The following is a 19,166-nucleotide window of genomic DNA, read 5'->3' on the forward strand; positions in this document are numbered from 1 at the left end:
TTGTCTATCAAGTACGAGTGCCCACACAGATTGCATTGGTCAAATTGTTAAAGAACGTTGACTCCGTTGCTGGCTTAACTCGCCGTGCCCCGTGTCGATGTGGCGCAGTATAGGAACTTCAGAAAATGTCGCAAGTGCTTTTTTGAAAAAAGTCACACTTTCACGTTTGAACGCTCAAATATCGAACGAAAACCCCATTTTCGCACAAAAACCGTACGGACATTACAAGGATCAAGGCCGATCAAGATCCGGCCTATCGATCTTCTTTGCAGTCACATGTCACTTTCATTTCATCTGTCTTACCGCAAGACTATTCAGTAAAGCACAATCTGAGGATTCCGCACGGCTATTTTCAACGAGTCTCAATCATGGAAATCAGCTCTATAGGCCAATAAAAATGGGGATCTTTGCTAACTGCTTCTTTAAGGTACAAAAAAGCCCGCTTTCGCGGGCTTTTTCTATTTCCGATGGGAAACGGTAGATTACATCATGCCGCCCATGCCACCCATGCCGCCCATATCAGGCATTGCTGGGCCATCTTGTTTTGGCATTTCAGTTACCATCGCTTCAGTCGTGATCATTAGACCCGCTACTGATGCTGCGAACTGAAGTGCTGAACGAGTAACTTTGGTAGGATCCAAGATACCCATTGCGATCATGTCGCCGTATTCACTCGTCGCTGCGTTGTAACCGTAGTTACCTTCGCCTGCTTTAACGTTGTTCGCAACAACAGAGTCTTCATCACCCGCATTCAATGCGATTTGACGGATAGGTGCTTCCATCGCACGCAGTGCAACACGGATACCTACATTTTGCTCTTCGTTGTCACCTTGCAGGTCAACAACTTTGCTTGCTGCACGGATAAGTGCAACACCGCCACCTGCAACCACGCCTTCTTCAACTGCTGCGCGTGTTGCGTGCAGTGCGTCTTCTACGCGGTCTTTTTTCTCTTTCATTTCTACTTCAGTCGCTGCACCAACTTTGATTACCGCAACACCGCCTGCCAGTTTAGCAACGCGCTCTTGCAGTTTCTCTTTGTCGTAGTCTGAAGTTGCATCTTCGATTTGTTGACGGATTTGAGCAACGCGACCTTGGATAGACACTTCATCACCCGCGCCATCAATAATGGTGGTGTTTTCTTTGGTGATAGAGATGCGCTTCGCTTGACCCAGATCTTCCAGCGTCACTTTCTCCAGTTCCATACCGATCTCTTCAGAGATAACAGTACCTGCAGTCAGTGTCGCGATGTCTTGCAGCATTGCTTTACGACGGTCGCCGAAACCAGGTGCTTTAACAGCAGCCACTTTCACGATGCCACGCATGTTATTCACAACCAGTGTCGCCAGTGCTTCACCTTCTACGTCTTCTGCGATGATAAGCAGTGGACGTGAAGATTTTGCTACTGCTTCCAGAGTAGGCAGCAGTTCACGGATGTTTGACACTTTCTTGTCAACTAGCAGGATGAACGGGCTTTCCAGATCAACAGAACCAGACTCTTGGTTGTTGATGAAGTAAGGAGACAGGTAGCCACGATCAAACTGCATACCTTCTACTACATCCAGCTCATCTTGCAGAGACTGACCTTCTTCAACAGTGATAACACCGTCACGGCCAACTTTTTCCATTGCTTCAGCAATGATATTACCGACAGTCTCATCAGAGTTTGCAGAGATAGTACCAACCTGTGCGATTGCTTTGGTGTCAGCACAAGGAACAGAAAGTGCCTTCAGCTCTTCAACAGCAGCAATAACTGCTTTGTCAATGCCGCGCTTCAGATCCATTGGGTTCATGCCCGCAGCAACAGCTTTCAGACCTTCAGCAATGATTGCCTGTGCTAGTACAGTTGCGGTAGTGGTACCGTCACCCGCTGCGTCGTTCGCTTGAGACGCAACTTCTTTAACCATTTGTGCGCCCATGTTCTGGAATTTGTCTTCCAGTTCAATTTCACGCGCTACAGATACACCATCTTTAGTGATAGTTGGTGCACCGAAAGATTTGTCCAGTACAACGTTACGGCCTTTAGGACCCAGAGTAACTTTTACTGCATTTGCCAGAACGTTTACGCCTTCCAGCATTTTTGTGCGTGCATCATTGCCAAACTTAACGTCTTTAGCTGCCATTTCTCTCTTCCTTTTTAAATCTGTTCTTCAGTGATGAAATAGTAATTACTCAACGATAGCCATGATGTCATTTTCAGACAGGATCAGGACTTCCTTACCATCGATTTTCTCGGTCTTGGTGCCGTAGCCTTCAGAGAAGATAACGGTGTCGCCAACTTTAACGTCCAGCGGTAGCACGTTGCCGTTTTCAAGTACACGGCCTTTACCAACTGCTAGCACAACGCCGCGAGTAGATTTCTCAGCAGCTGAACCGGTTAGAACGATGCCACCAGCAGATTTTGATTCAACTTCTTGGCGTTCAACGATTACTCGATCGTGTAGTGGACGAATGTTCATTGGTCGTCTCCTGAATAAATGTAGTGATCCATGTGAAAAATAGAAAAGGAAACTGCCACACTTTGCAGGTTCCGAAATCTGTATAACCCTCTCGGCCATTTGCCGATGGGTTTAAAGCAATTTGGGTATAAGGTGGGGATGGGTTATCTCAATCCCAAGGGGCATAAAGCAAATTTTTTCCTTTTTTTTGGCCAATACCTTTTGCTCCATCACATTCTATGGATTAGGGTAGCCGTGCCTTGGTTTTTCAAGGATCTACTCTGCAATATATTGAACCACCCGTTTATATTCATTTCCTTTCATAGAAGCCAATGCTGAGAGTGGTATGAAAGACAAGCACGGCCTGCTGTCAGGCTCAATAGATCAGACGCTTAAAAACATGACGATCCCAATGGTATTTGGGCTCGTCGCTATTCTTGCCTTTAATCTGGTCGACACCTTCTTTATTTCTCTATTGGGTACGGACGCACTGGCCGCGGTCAGCTTTACCTTCCCGATCACCTTTGCGGTTAACTGCATCACCATGGGGATCGGTGTTGGCCTGTCGACAGGCGTGGCCCGGCTACTCGGCCAAAACGCACAACGAGAAGCGGCTCGCGTATCAGGTCATGGTGTCATATTGGCGATCATCCTTGTTGTTATCGCCAGTATGATTGGGCTTGCCACGATTGATCCTCTCTTCACACTCCTTGGCGCACACGAACGGTTACTGCCACTGATCCACGAATACATGAACGTGTGGTACTTAACGATTCCACTTCTTGTTATTCCTATGGCGGGTAACTCCGCCATTCGCGCAACGGGTGATACCAAAACCCCCGCAAAGATCATGGTACTCGCTGGTTTGATCAATGGGCTTCTTGATCCTTTACTCATTTTTGGACTGGGTCCATTTCCTGAGTTGGGTGTTCAGGGTGCAGCCATCGCCAGCGCAATCAGTTGGGCCGGCGCACTTGTAGGTTCACTGTATGTGCTTATCAAGCGAGATAAGTTACTCGCTTGGCCTTCACCTCGCACTCTATTGCAGGATTGGAAAAATATATTGTCGATTGGTACACCCGCGGCGATGTCGAATGCACTGAACCCAATATCTGGTGCCATTTTAATGGCACTCCTCGCGAGCCAAGGCACAGCAAGTGTTGCGGCCTATGGTGCGGCGCAGCGAGTTGAGTCTTTACTGTTGATTGTGATGATGGCCCTGACCTCGGCGTTAACCCCCATCATGGCGCAGAACTTTGGTGCAGGAAATCCAACCCGTGCGTTTGCTGCTCTTTTTCGAGCAATGCGCTTTTCCATTGTATTCCAGTTCATTATCTTTATCGCGATGGTGCCACTTAGTGTGCCGATTGCCTCCATGTTCAGCCAAGAGCCTGCTGTACAGAATAAACTCTGGCACTACCTGATTGTTGTACCCGCTAGTTACGGCATGCAGGGTGTCATGATGATGTTAGTCAGCGCACTCAATGCAATGAAAAAACCCGTCACCGCTTTTGTCATAAACCTGATGCGCCTTTTTATCCTGCTTTTGCCGATGGCGTGGCTAGGCAGTTTAGTCGATGGCACCGAAGGTATGTTTGTTGGTATCGCTATCGCTAATGCCATTGCCGGCATTGTTGCTTATACGGTCGCCGTATCACTAAGACGTCAGCTACTTATTGATAAAACAATCGCAAAAGAGATCTAGGCTAACTCTTGGGAGCGAACTTGCAGCGCATCTAGAGCTTGATACAGCACTTGATATTGCGCATCGGACAATCCGTCCAGCATGGCGCGCTCCCACTCCAACACTTTTGGAACCACCAGTTGATACAGTGTGCTTCCAGCATCTGACAACCGGACGATCGCCGCACGCTGGTCTCCTTCATGCACCACTCTTTCTACCAGCCCCTTTTCTTCTAATCGGGACAATATTCTCGACACCTTCACTTTATCTAGTCGCGTCTCCTTCGCTAAGTCTCGAGATATAACACCGTCACGAGCACCTAACGATGCAATCACGCGCCATTCCGGACGCGAAATGCCAAACTCCGACTCATAGCGAGAGGCTAGACTATCCGCCACCAACTCTGCGGTTTGCACCAGTTTGTATGGTAGGAAATCATCTAGCGACAGTAGTTGTTCGTTCATGGCTTTCCTTATCTTTCCTTCAAATTTGCATTCTGCCCAATCTGACCAATACTCAAAATATAGTTTCATTTGAAACTATTTGCTGAATTCTTCGTTTGGTCTGTGCAGGAGAGCATCATGAGAAAGTGGTTTTCATTCCCAATCGTTGAGGGAGAAGCCTCCCGACAAGCCCACTGTGACTTGCCAAAGGGCACATTTGAAAGAGAGTGTGGTAAGGAAGGATTCTTTGGCCCCGCCACTCACATGTATCACCTGCATGCACCAACAGGATGGAAGGATTGGGAGGGCGATTTGCGCCCTCATGCGTTTGACACCAACAGGGTCGATGACACCACGGATAATCCCATGACGGCACCAGTTTTACTTTCCAACGCCAATGTCCGTGTCAGGATATGGCGGTGCGAAGCAGAAATGGACTATCTGGTGCGAAACGGCGACGGTGACGACTGCCTGTTTGTGCACCAAGGAGAAGGATCGCTGTACTGCGACTATGGACACCTTCACTTTTCCGAAGGTGATTACCTCATTATTCCTCGCTCAACCAATTGGCGCATTGAGCCGAGCTCTCCAGTCACGCTATTGATGATTGAAGCCACTCATGGATCGTATCTGGCAGCTGAGAAAGGAATTGTCGGCGATCATGCTGTATTTGACCCCGCCGTACTAGAACACCCAAGGATCGATGATGAATTCGTGGCACAACGGGCAGAACCCAAAGAGTGGCAGGTTTATCTAAAATCACGACAAGCCCTAAACCGCATCACCTATCCGTTTAACCCGCTTGACGCGGTTGGTTGGAAAGGCAATCTCACCGTGTTCAAACTCAACTGGCGTGATATCCGCCCACTCATGAGCCATCGATACCATTTGCCACCTTCCGCACATACGACATTCGTCGCGCAAGGCTTTGTAATTTGTACCTTCGTTCCTCGCCCAATCGAATCAGATCCCGGCGCACTCAAGGTGCCCTTCTATCACAACAACGACGACTATGATGAAGTCATCTTCTACCACAAAGGGGAGTTCTTTAGTCGCGACAACATTCATCCCGGCATGGTGACGCACCACCCCTGCGGTTTCCCTCACGGCCCACATCCCAAAGCCTTCGCAGCTGGTGCCCGAGCCACCAAAACAGAAACCGATGAAGTCGCAGTGATGATCGATACCCGCATGCCATTGGACATGGGCGAGGCAGCGAAACACACAGAGTTAACGGATTACGTCCAATCTTGGCGCACACCCCCAACTGCCTGACAGACCTGAACGAGACAAGGAGAGAACAATGAAACTGGCCTCATTAAAACACCGCCGCGATGGAAAATTGATTCTGGTCTCCCGCGATCTGAGCCAAGCCGTCGATGCCTCCGACATTGCCTATACACTGCAAGATGCGCTCGACGAATGGGACACTCTCTCCCCTTTGCTGCAAGCGCGTTATGACGCATTGAATGACAACAAAGTAGCCGGACGATTTCCGTTTAACCCGAAAGAGTGTGCTTCCCCCTTGCCACGCGCATTCCAATGGGCCGACGGAAGTGCGTACGTTAACCATGTCGAACTGGTTCGAAAAGCCCGTGGCGCAGAGATGCCAAAAAGCTTCTGGACAGATCCACTGATGTACCAAGGCATGTCAGACCGTTTCCTTGCCCCTTATGATGACATCGAACTTTGCGATGAAGCGTGGGGATGTGACTTTGAAGCCGAGGTGGCTGTGATCACTGACGATGTCCCGATGGCTACCAAACCGCTAGATGCAGGCAAGCACATCAAACTGGTGATGCTGGTTAACGACGTGTCGCTTCGAAACCTCATTCCCAGCGAGCTGGCAAAAGGGTTTGGCTTTTTCCAATCTAAACCCGCATCTGCATTCTCGCCTGTTGCGATTACACCGGATGAGCTTTTCGATGTGTGGGAGTCCCACAAAGTGCACCTTCCCCTTAACGTGCATCTTAACAATGAGCAGTTTGGTGCGCCCGATGCAGGCGTTGATATGACGTTCGATTTTTCCGAGCTCGTAGCGCATGCAGCAAAGACTAGACACTTGTCTGCAGGCACCATTATTGGATCCGGCACCGTCTCCAATTTGGATCGCTCAAAAGGGTCTTGTTGCATAGCAGAGAGACGAATGTTGGAAATTCTGGAAGACGGCTCGCCTAACACCCCCTTCTTACACTACGGTGATAGGGTCAGCATCGAAATGTTTGACTCGCAAGGACGTTCGATTTTCGGACGCATTGAGCAGGAAGTTGTCCCGTTCGAGTAATGATGGAGAGACAATATGAAGCTCTTTGACTATAAGAACTCGTCCGCGTCCTATCGTGTTCGTATCGCCCTAAACCTGAAAGGACTGAGCTATCAAGCCCAGTCCATTTCATTGCTGGATAACGAACAAGGTAAAGACAACTACCGCGCGCTTAATCCTTCCGGATTGGTGCCAACCTTGGTCGACAACGGACAAGTGTTGACGCAATCTCTGGCGATTATTGAGTATCTGGAAGAGGCCTATCCTTCTCCTTCAATTTTGCCTGCCGATCGTGTCGCACGAACTAAATGCCGCGCCATTGCATTGGATATCGCATGTGATATTCATCCGCTCAACAACCTTCGAGTCCTTCAGCACCTAACCGGCGCAATGCACCACAGCGATGAAGAAAAACTGCAGTGGTATCGGCACTGGGTATCTATCGGCTTAGACGCTTTGGAAAAGAAACTGGAAAGCAACCAAAACACCTATTGTTGTGATTCTGTCCCAACGCTCGCTGATATTTGCCTCGTCCCTCAACTGTTTAATGCACGTCGTTTTTCTGTCGATCTGACTCCTTACCCTACCCTGAGAGAAATAGAGCAGCGCTGCCAAAATCTGCCGGAATTTGCAAAAGCGCACCCAGACAATGTTTAGGAGAAAGCATGTCACAAGAGCCACTTTGGCGACCGAGCTCAACACGACTCGCCAATGCAAACCTCACGGACTTCATGGATGGAATAAACCGTCAACATAACGAAAAGCTCGTTAACTTCGCCCAGTTGTACGATTGGTCAATCACACACAACGATCTCTTTTGGACCGAGTTGTGGGAGTTCGGCAACGTGGTCGGCGAGCGCGGTGCGCGAATTGTCGATATTCCAGAAAAAGCCCCTCACCAGCACAGTCGCTGGTTTCCCGATGCAGAACTGAACTTTGCAGAAAACTTACTGCAATGGGCAGCCGATATGCCGGACAAAGACGCCATTGTTTTTTCTGGCGAAGATGAAATTGCCACCTCTATTACTTGGCAAGAATTGGCACGTCAAGTTAGCTGCGTCACCCATTACCTGCGCTCATGTGGCGTGGAACAAGGCGACGTGGTGGCAGGTTATTTGCCAAATATCGCAGAAACCGTTGTTGCCATGCTGGCAACCGCATCTCTGGGTGCTATCTGGACGTCAACCTCTCCAGACTTTGGCATCGACAGTGTGTTAGACCGCTTTGGCCAAACACAACCCAAAGTACTGTTCACCACGGATGCCTACCTCTATAACGGTAAGTCTCACGACAACCTCATCAAAGCGCGCTCAGTCAGGCAAGGCGTGGAGAATCTGACCCACATGGTGGTCATTCCTTATGTCGATACCATCGAACTCAACGATGATGAAGACGACTGGCTTGAGATCCTCGAAGAAGACGCGCCGCCCCTTCGTTACACTCGCGTAGGATTTAACGCGCCGTTGTATGTGCTTTATTCATCAGGCACCACAGGCAAGCCCAAGTGCATCATCCACAGTGTCGGCGGAATGCTGCTCAACCACCTAAAAGAACACCAACTTCACTCAGACGTGAAAGTGGGCGACCGCGTCTTCTATTTCACTACTTGCGGCTGGATGATGTGGAACTGGCTTGCGAGTGCGTTGGCAAGTGGCGCAACCTTGGTACTGTTTGATGGCTCGCCGTTTTATCCTGATGCGGGCGTGCTGTGGCGACTGACCGATACCCAAAAAGTCACTTTGTTTGGCACCTCAGCCAAATACCTTGAAGCCCTCGAAAAGCATCACTATTCCCCAGAGAAAGAGCACTCGCTTGCTACACTTCGTACCTTGTGCTCAACCGGCTCTGTGCTGGCTCCCGAGCAGTTTGATTATGTTTACATCAACATCAAGCAAGATTTGCAGCTCAGCTCGATTGCCGGAGGCACCGACATTTGCGGCTGCTTCGTATTAGGTAGTCCTATTTCTCCGGTATATCGTGGACAAAGTCAGGTGCGCGGCCTTGGTCTGGCAGTAAACGTTTTTAACGGTGAAGGCCAAGCTGTTGTGGATGAAAAAGGTGAACTGGTGTGTTGCAACAGCTTTCCGAACCAGCCCGTCGGCTTTTGGAACGATGACAGCGGAGAGCGATACCACAACGCTTACTGGGCGAAGATGGAAGACATCTGGTTCCACGGCGATTATGTCGAGCTGACTAACGAAGGTGGCATGGTGTTCTTTGGACGCTCAGACGCCATTTTGAATCCAGGCGGCGTTCGCATAGGTACTGCAGAAATCTATCGTCATGTAAATCAACTCGACGAGATCATGGACTCTGTGGTGATTGGGCAAGACTGGAACAATGATGTGCGCGTGGTGCTGTTTGTGAAACTGCGCGAAGGCGTCACTTTGGATGATGAGTTGGAGAGAAAAATTCGCTCCACCATCAAAATCAGCTGCACGCCAAGACATGTGCCAGCAAAGATAGTGTCTGTCACTGATATCCCAAGAACCAAATCAGGCAAACTGGCAGAACTCGCTGTGCGAGATGTGGTACACGGACGGGAAGTGGCGCAACTGAGTGCGCTGGATAATCCTGAATCGCTGGAGCAATACAAACACAGACCAGAGCTTCAAACTTAAAACCGGTCCACAATAAAAAAAGCCAACCTATCGGTTGGCTTTTTTTGATCACATTTGTTACTTCAAGCGATTGTTTTCATCGTCATTTTTACGTTCAAACTCGCCTTCAAACGTGCTTCCGCTCTTGTCATTGTCACGGAATGAACCTTGTTGGTTAAACGGGTCATTACCAAACGGGTCTTGCTGCTGAAAGCCAGTCTGAAAGTTTGCCACTTTGACTTTACTCATCAACTGCTTTGCCAACCACGCACGAGGCCAAGGCAACAGTACTGCCATACCCATGGCATCAGTCATAAACCCAGGTGTTAATAGCAGTACACCCGCTACCGCCAGCATAACCCCTTCCACAATTTGTTGTGCTGGCAATTCGCCTTGCTGAAGGCGTTGTTGGACGGTCAACAGCGTTTGCAAGCCTTGGCTACGAACCAACGACGCCCCGACAATCGCAGTGAGCAAGATCAACGCAACAGTAGGCCATAGTCCCAGCACACCACCGACTTGAATGAACAACGCTATTTCGATGACAGGGACAGTGATGAACATCAAGAGCAAAATAGGAAACACAGAAAAAACCTCTTTATAGATACCCCTTCATCATATCATCGGATTTGAAAATATAGAGGGCTCTTTGGTGTGAATATGTGTCAGAGCGTGAAAGGATAAGTGTATGAATATTATTAGACAGTTAACAATGCGTGAGCTGAATCAGTAAGATAAAGATCGTGATCACAGATCCTTGCAAATCGTGCTCATTAATCCCAAATGGTGATCTCACTCATGTTTTTGCTGAAACGTACGAGTAAAATCGCCTTCATTACGTCGGGTACAAAAAACTGGATACCCAGGCCAAACTCTCTGATGAATGGACTCTACAGCGAATTTGTTGGCTAACAAAATAACCAATATAAGATTCATTTTAGGGCCATATCATGTCACAAACGATTGATTTCGAAAAAAATCTGACAACCCCTCATATTGCAACGCGCATTGAAGAAGACCTACTTGGCGAACGCCATGTACCAGCTGATGCGTATTACGGTATCCATACTCTTCGCGCTGTTGAAAACTTCAATATTTCAAGCACCACCATTTCAGATGTGCCAGAGTTCGTTCGCGGTATGGTCTTCACGAAGAAAGCGGCGGCAATGGCGAACAAAGAGCTGGGTGTCATTCCTACGGATGTGGGCGATTACATCATCAAAGCATGTGACCTGATTCTGGAAACAGGCAAATGCATGGATCAGTTCCCATCTGACGTTTACCAAGGCGGTGCAGGCACCTCCGTAAACATGAACGCGAACGAAGTAATTGCCAACCTTGCACTTGAGCTAATGGGCAAAGAAAAAGGTGACTACGACGTTGTTAACCCTAACGATCACGTCAACAAGAGCCAATCTACCAACTGTGCATACCCAACAGGTTTCCGTGTTGCCGTTTACAACAGCATCTTGAAACTGGTTGACTCTATTACTTACCTGCAAAGTGAGTTTGCAGCAAAAGGCACAGAGTTTGGTGGCATCCTGAAAATGGGCCGTACTCAGCTTCAAGACGCTGTACCTATGACAGTGGGTCAAGAGTTCAATGCATTCGCCGTACTTCTGAAAGAAGAAGTGAAGAACCTAAAATACACCGCTGAACTGCTGCTGGAAGTTAACTTGGGTGCGACCGCAATCGGTACAGGTCTGAACGCTGCAGCAGGCTACCAGCAACTGGCCGTTCAACGTCTGGCTGAAGTGACCGGCCTGAACTGCACGCCAGCTGAAGATCTGATTGAAGCGACCTCTGACTGTGGTGCGTACGTAATGGTTCATGGCGCGCTTAAGCGTCTGGCAGTGAAACTGTCTAAGATCTGTAACGACCTTCGTCTGCTATCTTCTGGCCCTCGCGCAGGCTTCAACGAAATCAACCTGCCAGAAATGCAGGCAGGTTCTTCAATCATGCCAGCAAAAGTAAACCCTGTTATCCCAGAAGTGGTTAACCAAGTTTGCTTTAAAGTTATCGGCAACGACACCACAGTGACCTTCGCAGCAGAAGCGGGTCAGCTTCAGTTGAATGTAATGGAGCCTGTGATTGGCCAAGCTCTGTTCGAGTCTATTGAGATTCTGGCTAATGCCTGTGTGAACCTAGGTGAGAAGTGTGTGAACGGCATCACTGTGAACAAAGAAATCTGTGAAGCCTTTGTTTTCAACTCAATCGGTATCGTGACTTACCTAAACCCGTTCATCGGTCACCACGAGGGCGATATCGTTGGTAAGATCTGCGCAGAAACTGGCAAAAACGTACGTGACGTAGTGCTAGAGCGCGGTCTGCTCACCGAAGAGCAACTGGATGACATCTTCTCGATAGATAACCTGATGCACCCGCAGTACAAAGCGAAACGCTACAACTAATTCAAATCAAGATGGGTACTCAACGAGTACCCATTTTTTCACCTCTGTGCAACGCTCAAATCGTGTTACATTACGCGCGCTTTTTTTTGACAACGCATTCCTAATTACGAAAGTCCAAACGAAGAGACTTTTTTCGACGTTTTTGCGCTCTAAAATCCACACCAACCCCATGGTGATAATGGCCGTTTGACCTCGAAGACAGTGGCTCCGTTTGTTTTTTTGATTTTTATAGCTTTAACAGGAGTATTCCATGATTGTATTGGAGTTATTCGTCGTACTCGCCTTTATCTATCTTGGCGCACGTATTGGCGGGATTGGTATCGGGCTTGCCGGCGGTGCAGGTGTCATTGTCCTTTCGTTATTGCTGGGCATGCCGACCAGCCAAACCTTTATCCCTATCGACGTTATCCTGATCATCATGTCGGTGATCACCGCCATCGCAGCGATGCAAGTCGCAGGTGGTCTTGACTGGTTGGTTGAAAAAGCGGAAAACTTCCTGCGCAAAAATCCAAAACACATTACGTTTTACGCTCCTATTGTTACCTATTTGATGACCTTGATGGCAGGTACCGGCCACACAGCATTTTCAACACTACCTGTTATTGCTGAAGTCGCCAAAGAGCAAGGCATTCGCCCATCTCGTCCGCTATCAATCGCCGTTGTAGCCTCGCAGATAGCAATCACAGCATCACCCATTTCGGCGGCGGTTGTGTTCTTCTCCGGCATTCTTGACCCTGTAGGCGTGGATTACCTAACCCTACTGGCCATTTGTATTCCCACTACCTTTATCGCTTGTATGGCGGGGGCATTTGTCGCGAACTTCATGGGTTGCGAGCTAAAAGATGACCCTATCTATCAAGAGCGTCTGGAAAAAGGCCTGATCAAGCTGCAAGGCGAAACCAAACGTGAAATCGCGCCAACCGCGAAAAAAGCAACGTACATTTTTCTGGCAGCCATTGTGCTGGTTGTCGCATACGCTGCGGCAATTTCTGACTCGATCGGCCTCATTGAAAACCCAACGCTTGGCCGTAACGAAGCCATCATGACCTTTATGTTGGCTGCAGCGACCCTGATTGTCGGTATGACAGGTATAGATGCATCGAAAATCCCTTCAGCACCGACTTTCCGTTCAGGCATGACCGCCTGTGTGTGTGTTCTGGGTGTGGCATGGCTTGGTTCGACTTTCGTCAACGGCCACGTTGATGGTATCAAAGAAGTCGCTGGCACCTTGCTGCAAGACTACCCTTGGATGCTGGCACTGGTGCTGTTCTTTGCCTCTATGTTGCTTTACTCACAAGGCGCAACCACCGTCGCGTTGATGCCAGCTGCATTGGCAATTGGCGTCGCTCCAGTTACCGCCATCGCCTCATTTGCGGCGGTGAGTGCACTGTTTGTTCTGCCAACTTACCCAACCCTATTGGCGGCCGTAGAAATGGATGACACGGGGTCGACCCGTATCGGTAATCTGGTGTTCAACCACCCATTCTTTGTACCAGGTGTCGTGACTATCACCACGTCGGTGGCACTAGGCTTTGTGGTTGGAGGCATCGTCCTGTAATCAGGCAATATTCTCTTAAAGGGCTCTTCGGAGCCCTTTTCTTTTTCCTCAAATTTGCATTCTTCTGGAAACGATTTCGGGCTTATCCGGTCTCAGTGATATAGTTCCTTTAACGCTTATTCTTAAACCATTTTGATGAAGGCCATGTCGACAATAGGCTCCCGATTATTCGCAATTTTTGCGCTGGCACTCTTTAGTGCCCTCCCAGCGAAAGCAGAATTTTCGCTGTTTAACAGCCCGACTTCACAGGCTGGCAATGCCCCCGCATTTGTCCCTGTTGATCAGGCGTTTCCATTTAATTTCACTCAACAAGGTGATCAGGTTTACCTCGATTGGCAAGTCTTGCCAGGTTACTACTTGTACCAAGACAAAATCGAAGTAACACCAAGTACCGATGCTAAAATCGGGCCATTGGACATGCGCCAAGGCCAGCCGTATCACGATGAATTCTTTGGCGAAGTATCGATTTACAAGCAACCTCTAACGGTCACCGTGCCTTTGCTATCATCGACGGACAATGCGTCGCTAAAAGTGACCTATCAAGGCTGTGCGGAAGCCGGTTTTTGTTATCCACCCGAATCCATCACCATCCCACTTTATGCGGTATCTGGTGCTGCGTCTGAATATAGCAATACACCAAGCAGCACTGCTTCTGCAGGTCAAAAGCCAAGCCAAGTTGCACCCGCTGCGGCTAGCAATGCAGCACCTGCAACAAATGACTCGCAAACCCAAGTCGGTAGCCTCAGTGATAATTGGTGGCAACCGCTGCTATTTTTGGGATTGGGTATTGGCCTAGCCTTCACACCTTGCGTATTACCGATGTATCCCATTCTGACAGGCATTGTGCTGGGTGGCGGCAAGAAATCACACGGTCAGACCTTCCGTCTTTCCATGCTTTACGTACAAGGCATGGCACTGACCTACACCCTGCTGGGCTTGGTCGTGGCGTCTGCCGGATTGCAGTTTCAGGCAGCATTCCAGCACCCGTATGTACTGATGGGTTTGAGCAGTCTGTTTATCCTGTTAGCACTGTCGATGTTTGGCGTGTTTAACCTGCAATTACCTGCCAGTCTGCAAACCAAACTCAGCGAGATGAGCAATCAACAACAAGGCGGCAGCAATCTGGGTGTGTTCTCCATGGGCGCAATTTCCGGTTTGATTTGCTCGCCGTGCACCACCGCACCACTGTCAGGTGCGCTCTTGTATGTTGCCCAAAGCGGCGATTTACTGACAGGTGCCGTGACTTTGTATGCGCTGGCTTTAGGCATGGGCATTCCGCTTATCCTTGCAGCCATGTTTGGCAACAAGCTGCTGCCAAAAGCAGGTGCATGGATGGATCGCGTCAAGACCTTCTTCGGTCTGGTCTTGCTTGCCGCGCCAATCTTCTTGCTCGAGCGTTTGTTGCCTGAAACTGTCAGCGTGTGGTTGTGGGCGGTGTGGATGCTGGTCTCACTCGGCTGGCTGTATCATATCAGTCGCACACTTCAGCCGGGCAAACTGGCAAGTGCCTTGGGCATTGTTGCCATTTTAGGATTGAGCGGCGGAGCCGTGTATACCTACAACACCATGTTCACCCCCAGTGCCAAGGCGGAAGTGCCGTCGGTGGAGTTCATCCAAATCTCGACCATTGATGATCTGAACCGCGAACTGGCATCTGCCAAAGCGGCGGGCAAACCTGTGATGTTGGACTTCTATGCCGATTGGTGTGTGGCATGTAAGAAATTTGAAAAGTACACCTTCCACAACGCCGAGGTTGCGCCTGAGCTGCAAAACTTTGTGCTGCTGCAAGCAGATGTCACCGCCAACCGTCCACAGGACATCAAATTGCTGATGTCTCTGAATGTCTTGGGACTACCAACCTTGGACTTTTGGGATGCGAACGGTGAACCAATGCCTGCAGCCAGATTGACAGGTTTTATGGAGGCAACGCCTTTTCTCTCGCATCTTGAGCAAAATCAGCTGATTAAATCTGAAGGCTGATTGCAAACAAACTTGATCCCCCCGACATTGCCCACAAATGACGGGGGATCAAGTTCTTACTTCCCGCTTATGCAAATTGATCAATTCATCGCTGAGTGTTAGCGTTTTTGTTAAAGAGGTATTAACGAATTCGCCATGGACGCTCACTACACCATCGTAATCGCTGACGATCATCCACTGTTTCGTAATGCACTGTTTCAATCAGTGCATATGGCGATCAGTGGTGCGAATTTATTAGAAGCAGACTCTCTCGATAGCCTAACTGCCTTGCTTGAGAAAGAAGCAGACATCGATTTGCTGTTACTTGATCTAAAGATGCCTGGTGCTAACGGTATGTCTGGTCTGATTCAATTGCGCGCTCGCTACCCGGAGCTTCCCATCGTGGTCGTTTCAGCGAGTGAAGAACCCTCTGTCGTTCGTCAGGTTAAAGCTAATGGTGCCGTTGGATTCATTCCAAAATCTAGTGACATGCGCGAGCTAGTGAGCTCCCTCAATACCGTCCTTGAAGGCGAACCTTGCTTTCCAGACGGCATTGATTTCAGTGAAGCAAGCGAAGAAGAAACCTTATTGGAAAAAATTGCCTCACTGACACCACAACAAAACAAAGTCCTCAACATGCTGTCTGATGGTCTGCTTAATAAGCAAATTGCTTATGAGTTGGATGTATCTGAAGCCACTATCAAAGCGCACATGACGGCTATTTTCAGAAAGCTGGGTGTAAAGAACCGTACCCAAGCAGTGATTTTATTGCAGCAAATTGATACTGACACCTAACTCAGTCAGGCACTATTCAACTTTCTTACCTATAATCTCGCCTCAAGGCTCGATCTCATTTCGAGTCAACTGACCTTCTCTTATCACGTATCAGGAGGCCAACCTTGTTAAGCGTGTTATTCACTCAATTTGTCGTACTTTGGGCTGTTATCGATCCGATTGGCTCTATTCCCGTCTATCTGTCTCAAACCAACCATATGAGCAAAAAGCAGCAACGTATTGTGGCATTAAAAGCGGTCATGATTGCCACGTTGATCTTGTTGTTTTTCCTTGTTGCTGGGCAGCTTCTTCTTGAAGCAATGCAAATACCTTTACCCGCATTTCAAGCTGCTGGCGGACTTGTACTCTTGCTGTTTGCGTTAACGATGATTTTTGGGGAAAGCAAACCCGACCAAGAAACGCGAATGTGCAGTGAATCGCTGACTCATTCCGATCTTTCTCAAACGGCAGTGTTCCCTCTTGCCGTCCCGTCCATCGCATCTCCAGGTGCGATGATGGCGATTGTTTTACTCACCGATAACCACCGCTTTGCCATTGCTGAACAAGCGATTACCGCAGGGATCATGCTCCTTGTATTAGCCATCACCTTACTGCTTCTTCTTGGTGCCAATGTTATCCATCGATTTATCGGCCATGTCGGTGCTTCGATCATAAGTCGCGTTATGGGTTTAATACTTGCATCAGTTGCAACCAGTAATTTGCTACAGGGTATTCTCGATTTTTACACCTTAGCCTAAAGGCTATTAGACCTTTGGGTAAGTTAACATGTTGTTAACTTACCCGATAACGGTTAGGTGTCACATAAAACCCTGAGTTCGAACACTTTATGGCAAATACCCAGTCGACTAAAGTTGCAGTGTTTCCGATAAATAAGGCTGCTATTGTCAGAACGTAACAATCCGTTAACGTGTCTGATAAGGAGATGGCAATGGCGTTCGAAACAAAGGAACAGTCACAGGCCTACTGGAACAAAAATCTCAAACTGATGGTCATCCTGATGTCTATTTGGTTTGTGGTGTCGTTCGGTTGTGGAATCTTGTTTGTTGACGCTCTGAATACGATTCAGATCGGTGGCTACAAACTTGGTTTTTGGTTTGCCCAGCAAGGCTCAATCTATGTCTTCCTCGGCATTATTTTCGTTTACGCGCGTCAAATGCGAAAGCTTGACCGCGAATTCGGCGTAGACGACGAATAAGGGGAAAAGGAAGATGGATCTTAAAACAATTACCTACCTCGTTGTAGGTGCCACATTTGTCCTGTACATCGGTATCGCTATCTGGGCGAGAGCAGGATCAACAAAAGAATTCTATGTTGCGGGCGGTGGGGTAAACCCTATTGCAAACGGCATGGCGACCGCGGCGGACTGGATGTCTGCAGCATCGTTCATCTCCATGGCTGGTCTTATCGCGTTCATGGGCTACGGCGGTTCCGTATTCCTGATGGGCTGGACCGGCGGCTACGTGCTGCTCGCACTGCTGCTTGCGCCTTACCTGCGTAAATTTGGTAAGTTCACAGTGCCAGAGTTCGTCGGCGAACGTTTCTACTCCAATACCGCACGTGTTGTTGCTGTAATTTGTCTGATCATCGCTTCTATTACCTACGTTATCGGTCAGATGAAAGGTGTTGGCGTTGCCTTCGGTCGCTTCCTTGAAGTGGACTACGACACGGGTCTGTACATTGGTATGACGATCGTATTCCTTTACGCGGTAATGGGCGGCATGAAAGGGATTACCTATACCCAGATCGCACAGTACTGTGTACTGATCTTGGCATACACCATTCCAGCCGTATTTATCTCACTGCAGTTAACAGGTAACCCACTGCCGCAACTAGGCCTTGGCGGAACCATGACTGGTACAGATCAATACCTGCTAGACAGACTTGATCAGGTGGTCACTGAGCTCGGCTTTACCGAGTACACGACATCCGTTCGTGGTGACACACTCAACATGTTCGTTTACACCATGTCACTGATGATCGGTACCGCAGGTCTGCCACACGTAATTATCCGTTTCTTTACCGTGCCGAAAGTGCGTGATGCGCGTACATCTGCGGGTTGGGCTCTGTTCTTCATTGCAATCTTGTACACCACGGCACCTGCTGTTGCAGCAATGGCTCGCTTGAACCTTATGGATACAGTAAATCCAGCGTCAGGTCAGAACCTCGCCTATGACGAGCGTCCTGATTGGTTTAAGAACTGGGAAAAAACCGGCCTGCTTGGCTTCGATGACAAGAACAATGACGGCAAGATCCAGTACACCTCAAACTCAGCAACCAATGAGTTAAAAGTTGACCGTGACATCATGGTTCTCGCGAACCCTGAGATTGCGAAACTGCCTAACTGGGTAATTGCATTGGTTGCAGCAGGTGGCTTAGCGGCCGCGCTTTCAACCGCAGCAGGTCTGCTATTGGCGATATCTTCGGCGGTATCTCATGACTTGCTCAAAGGGGTACTTCGACCGAGTATTTCTGAGAAAAACGAGCTCCTTGCTAGCCGAATAGCAATGGCTGTCGCAATCGGACTTGCTGGTTATCTCGGCCTCAATCCACCTGGGTTTGCGGCAGGTACAGTGGCCCTCGCCTTCGGCTTGGCAGCCTCGTCAATCTTCCCTGCACTGATGATGGGTATCTTCTCGAAGACCATCAACAAAGAAGGTGCAATTGCCGGTATGATTGCGGGTATCAGTGTTACCTTGTTCTATGTATTCCAACACAAAGGCATCCTGTTTGTTGCTGATTGGAAATTCTTGCAAGACTGGGGCAGCAACTGGTTCTTTGGCATCGAGCCAAATGCCTTTGGCGCAATCGGTGCACTGTTCAACTTTGGTGTTGCTTACCTGGTTTCTCGTGTAACGGAAGAAACGCCGCAGGAAGTGAAAGACCTTGTTGAGCACGTACGTGTACCAACAGGCGCAGGTGATGCTCAGTCGCACTAATCAGATAATGGCTTTGCTAAGCGTCACGTAACCGCTAAAAAGCCCCGTCTCGGGGCTTTTTTTATCTCTCAGCTAGGGTATT

16 protein-coding genes are annotated in these 19,166 nt (G+C 48.8%); 12 read left to right on the forward strand and 4 right to left on the reverse strand.

Annotated elements, in window-relative coordinates; all coding sequences use genetic code 11:
• Positions 1 to 482: 482 nt before the first annotated feature.
• Positions 483 to 2,120, reverse strand: a complete 1,638-nt coding sequence (groL, locus tag LRP49_RS21760; protein WP_274144937.1) for a chaperonin GroEL — start codon at positions 2,118 to 2,120, stop codon at positions 483 to 485.
• Between the two features lie 45 nt (positions 2,121 to 2,165).
• A complete protein-coding gene (locus tag LRP49_RS21765; RefSeq protein ID WP_067419430.1) occupies positions 2,166 to 2,456 on the reverse strand; it encodes a co-chaperone GroES in 291 nt (96 codons plus the stop codon).
• A 325-nt stretch (positions 2,457 to 2,781) separates the two neighbouring features.
• On the opposite strand from LRP49_RS21765, the gene LRP49_RS21770 reads away from it, so the two are divergent.
• The gene (locus tag LRP49_RS21770) at positions 2,782 to 4,140 is read left to right on the forward strand and encodes an MATE family efflux transporter (protein WP_274144938.1); all 1,359 of its coding nucleotides are present in this window, start codon (positions 2,782 to 2,784) and stop codon (positions 4,138 to 4,140) included.
• Here LRP49_RS21770 and LRP49_RS21775 read toward each other — a convergent pair.
• Positions 4,137 to 4,583: a MarR family winged helix-turn-helix transcriptional regulator gene (locus LRP49_RS21775; RefSeq protein ID WP_274144941.1), complete on the reverse strand. Its 447-nt coding sequence runs from the start codon at positions 4,581 to 4,583 to the stop codon at positions 4,137 to 4,139. The genes LRP49_RS21770 and LRP49_RS21775 overlap by 4 nt on opposite strands.
• 117 nt (positions 4,584 to 4,700) lie before the next feature.
• Between LRP49_RS21775 and LRP49_RS21780 the strand changes: the two genes are divergently transcribed.
• From LRP49_RS21780 to LRP49_RS21795, 4 genes are read left to right on the forward strand one after another with little or no spacing between them, the layout of a single operon-like run.
• Positions 4,701 to 5,837, forward strand: coding sequence for a homogentisate 1,2-dioxygenase (locus LRP49_RS21780; protein WP_274144943.1), 1,137 nt, complete (start codon positions 4,701 to 4,703; stop codon positions 5,835 to 5,837).
• Positions 5,838 to 5,865: 28 nt separating this feature from the next.
• Positions 5,866 to 6,846, forward strand: a complete 981-nt coding sequence (locus tag LRP49_RS21785; RefSeq protein ID WP_274144945.1) for a fumarylacetoacetate hydrolase family protein — start codon at positions 5,866 to 5,868, stop codon at positions 6,844 to 6,846.
• Positions 6,847 to 6,861: 15 nt separating this feature from the next.
• On the forward strand, positions 6,862 to 7,482 hold the full coding sequence (gene maiA, locus LRP49_RS21790) for a maleylacetoacetate isomerase (RefSeq protein ID WP_274144947.1): 621 nt from the start codon (positions 6,862 to 6,864) through the stop codon (positions 7,480 to 7,482).
• A gap of 8 nt (positions 7,483 to 7,490) precedes the next feature.
• Positions 7,491 to 9,446: an acetoacetate--CoA ligase gene (locus LRP49_RS21795; RefSeq protein ID WP_274144949.1), complete on the forward strand. Its 1,956-nt coding sequence runs from the start codon at positions 7,491 to 7,493 to the stop codon at positions 9,444 to 9,446.
• Between the two features lie 57 nt (positions 9,447 to 9,503).
• Here the strand turns inward: LRP49_RS21795 and LRP49_RS21800 are convergent, their stop codons facing one another.
• Complete coding sequence (locus LRP49_RS21800; RefSeq protein ID WP_274144950.1) at positions 9,504 to 10,010, reverse strand: FxsA family protein; 507 nt, start codon at positions 10,008 to 10,010, stop codon at positions 9,504 to 9,506.
• 365 nt (positions 10,011 to 10,375) lie between these two features.
• Between LRP49_RS21800 and aspA the strand changes: the two genes are divergently transcribed.
• The 7 genes from aspA (at position 10,376) to LRP49_RS21835 (ending at position 19,084) form a co-directional block, all read left to right on the forward strand.
• Entirely contained in the window at positions 10,376 to 11,836 is a 1,461-nt protein-coding gene (gene aspA, locus LRP49_RS21805) for an aspartate ammonia-lyase (RefSeq protein ID WP_274144952.1), read from the forward strand.
• Between the two features lie 250 nt (positions 11,837 to 12,086).
• Positions 12,087 to 13,394: an anaerobic C4-dicarboxylate transporter gene (locus LRP49_RS21810; RefSeq protein ID WP_274144954.1), complete on the forward strand. Its 1,308-nt coding sequence runs from the start codon at positions 12,087 to 12,089 to the stop codon at positions 13,392 to 13,394.
• A 135-nt stretch (positions 13,395 to 13,529) separates the two neighbouring features.
• Positions 13,530 to 15,374 carry a protein-disulfide reductase DsbD gene (locus LRP49_RS21815; RefSeq protein ID WP_274144956.1) on the forward strand — a complete coding sequence of 615 codons (1,845 nt, stop codon included), beginning with the start codon at positions 13,530 to 13,532 and terminating at the stop codon, positions 15,372 to 15,374.
• A 135-nt stretch (positions 15,375 to 15,509) separates the two neighbouring features.
• Positions 15,510 to 16,148: a response regulator transcription factor gene (locus tag LRP49_RS21820; RefSeq protein ID WP_274144958.1), complete on the forward strand. Its 639-nt coding sequence runs from the start codon at positions 15,510 to 15,512 to the stop codon at positions 16,146 to 16,148.
• Between the two features lie 104 nt (positions 16,149 to 16,252).
• Positions 16,253 to 16,885: a MarC family protein gene (locus LRP49_RS21825; RefSeq protein ID WP_274144960.1), complete on the forward strand. Its 633-nt coding sequence runs from the start codon at positions 16,253 to 16,255 to the stop codon at positions 16,883 to 16,885.
• Positions 16,886 to 17,076: 191 nt separating this feature from the next.
• Positions 17,077 to 17,343, forward strand: a complete 267-nt coding sequence (locus LRP49_RS21830; protein ID WP_078753692.1) for a DUF4212 domain-containing protein — start codon at positions 17,077 to 17,079, stop codon at positions 17,341 to 17,343.
• Positions 17,344 to 17,356: 13 nt separating this feature from the next.
• A complete protein-coding gene (locus LRP49_RS21835) occupies positions 17,357 to 19,084 on the forward strand; it encodes a sodium:solute symporter family protein (protein WP_274144962.1) in 1,728 nt (575 codons plus the stop codon).
• Positions 19,085 to 19,166: the final 82 nt, after the last annotated feature.

Source organism: Enterovibrio qingdaonensis, from assembly GCF_028683135.1.
Taxonomy (GTDB): domain Bacteria; phylum Pseudomonadota; class Gammaproteobacteria; order Enterobacterales; family Vibrionaceae; genus Enterovibrio; species Enterovibrio qingdaonensis.

Bases quoted from the DNA above. Each gene is read 5' to 3' on its own strand.
- LRP49_RS21765 (WP_067419430.1), bottom strand. From the start codon at position 2,456: ATGAACATTCGTCCACTACACGATCGAGTAATCGTTGAACGCCAAGAA.
- LRP49_RS21835 (WP_274144962.1), top strand. From the start codon at position 17,357: ATGGATCTTAAAACAATTACCTACCTCGTTGTAGGTGCCACATTTGTC.
- groL (WP_274144937.1), bottom strand. From the start codon at position 2,120: ATGGCAGCTAAAGACGTTAAGTTTGGCAATGATGCACGCACAAAAATG.
- LRP49_RS21770 (WP_274144938.1), top strand. From the start codon at position 2,782: ATGAAAGACAAGCACGGCCTGCTGTCAGGCTCAATAGATCAGACGCTT.
- LRP49_RS21820 (WP_274144958.1), top strand. From the start codon at position 15,510: ATGGACGCTCACTACACCATCGTAATCGCTGACGATCATCCACTGTTT.
- LRP49_RS21830 (WP_078753692.1), top strand. From the start codon at position 17,077: ATGGCGTTCGAAACAAAGGAACAGTCACAGGCCTACTGGAACAAAAAT.
- LRP49_RS21810 (WP_274144954.1), top strand. From the start codon at position 12,087: ATGATTGTATTGGAGTTATTCGTCGTACTCGCCTTTATCTATCTTGGC.
- LRP49_RS21785 (WP_274144945.1), top strand. From the start codon at position 5,866: ATGAAACTGGCCTCATTAAAACACCGCCGCGATGGAAAATTGATTCTG.
- maiA (WP_274144947.1), top strand. From the start codon at position 6,862: ATGAAGCTCTTTGACTATAAGAACTCGTCCGCGTCCTATCGTGTTCGT.
- aspA (WP_274144952.1), top strand. From the start codon at position 10,376: ATGTCACAAACGATTGATTTCGAAAAAAATCTGACAACCCCTCATATT.
- LRP49_RS21775 (WP_274144941.1), bottom strand. From the start codon at position 4,583: ATGAACGAACAACTACTGTCGCTAGATGATTTCCTACCATACAAACTG.
- LRP49_RS21795 (WP_274144949.1), top strand. From the start codon at position 7,491: ATGTCACAAGAGCCACTTTGGCGACCGAGCTCAACACGACTCGCCAAT.
- LRP49_RS21780 (WP_274144943.1), top strand. From the start codon at position 4,701: ATGAGAAAGTGGTTTTCATTCCCAATCGTTGAGGGAGAAGCCTCCCGA.
- LRP49_RS21815 (WP_274144956.1), top strand. From the start codon at position 13,530: ATGAAGGCCATGTCGACAATAGGCTCCCGATTATTCGCAATTTTTGCG.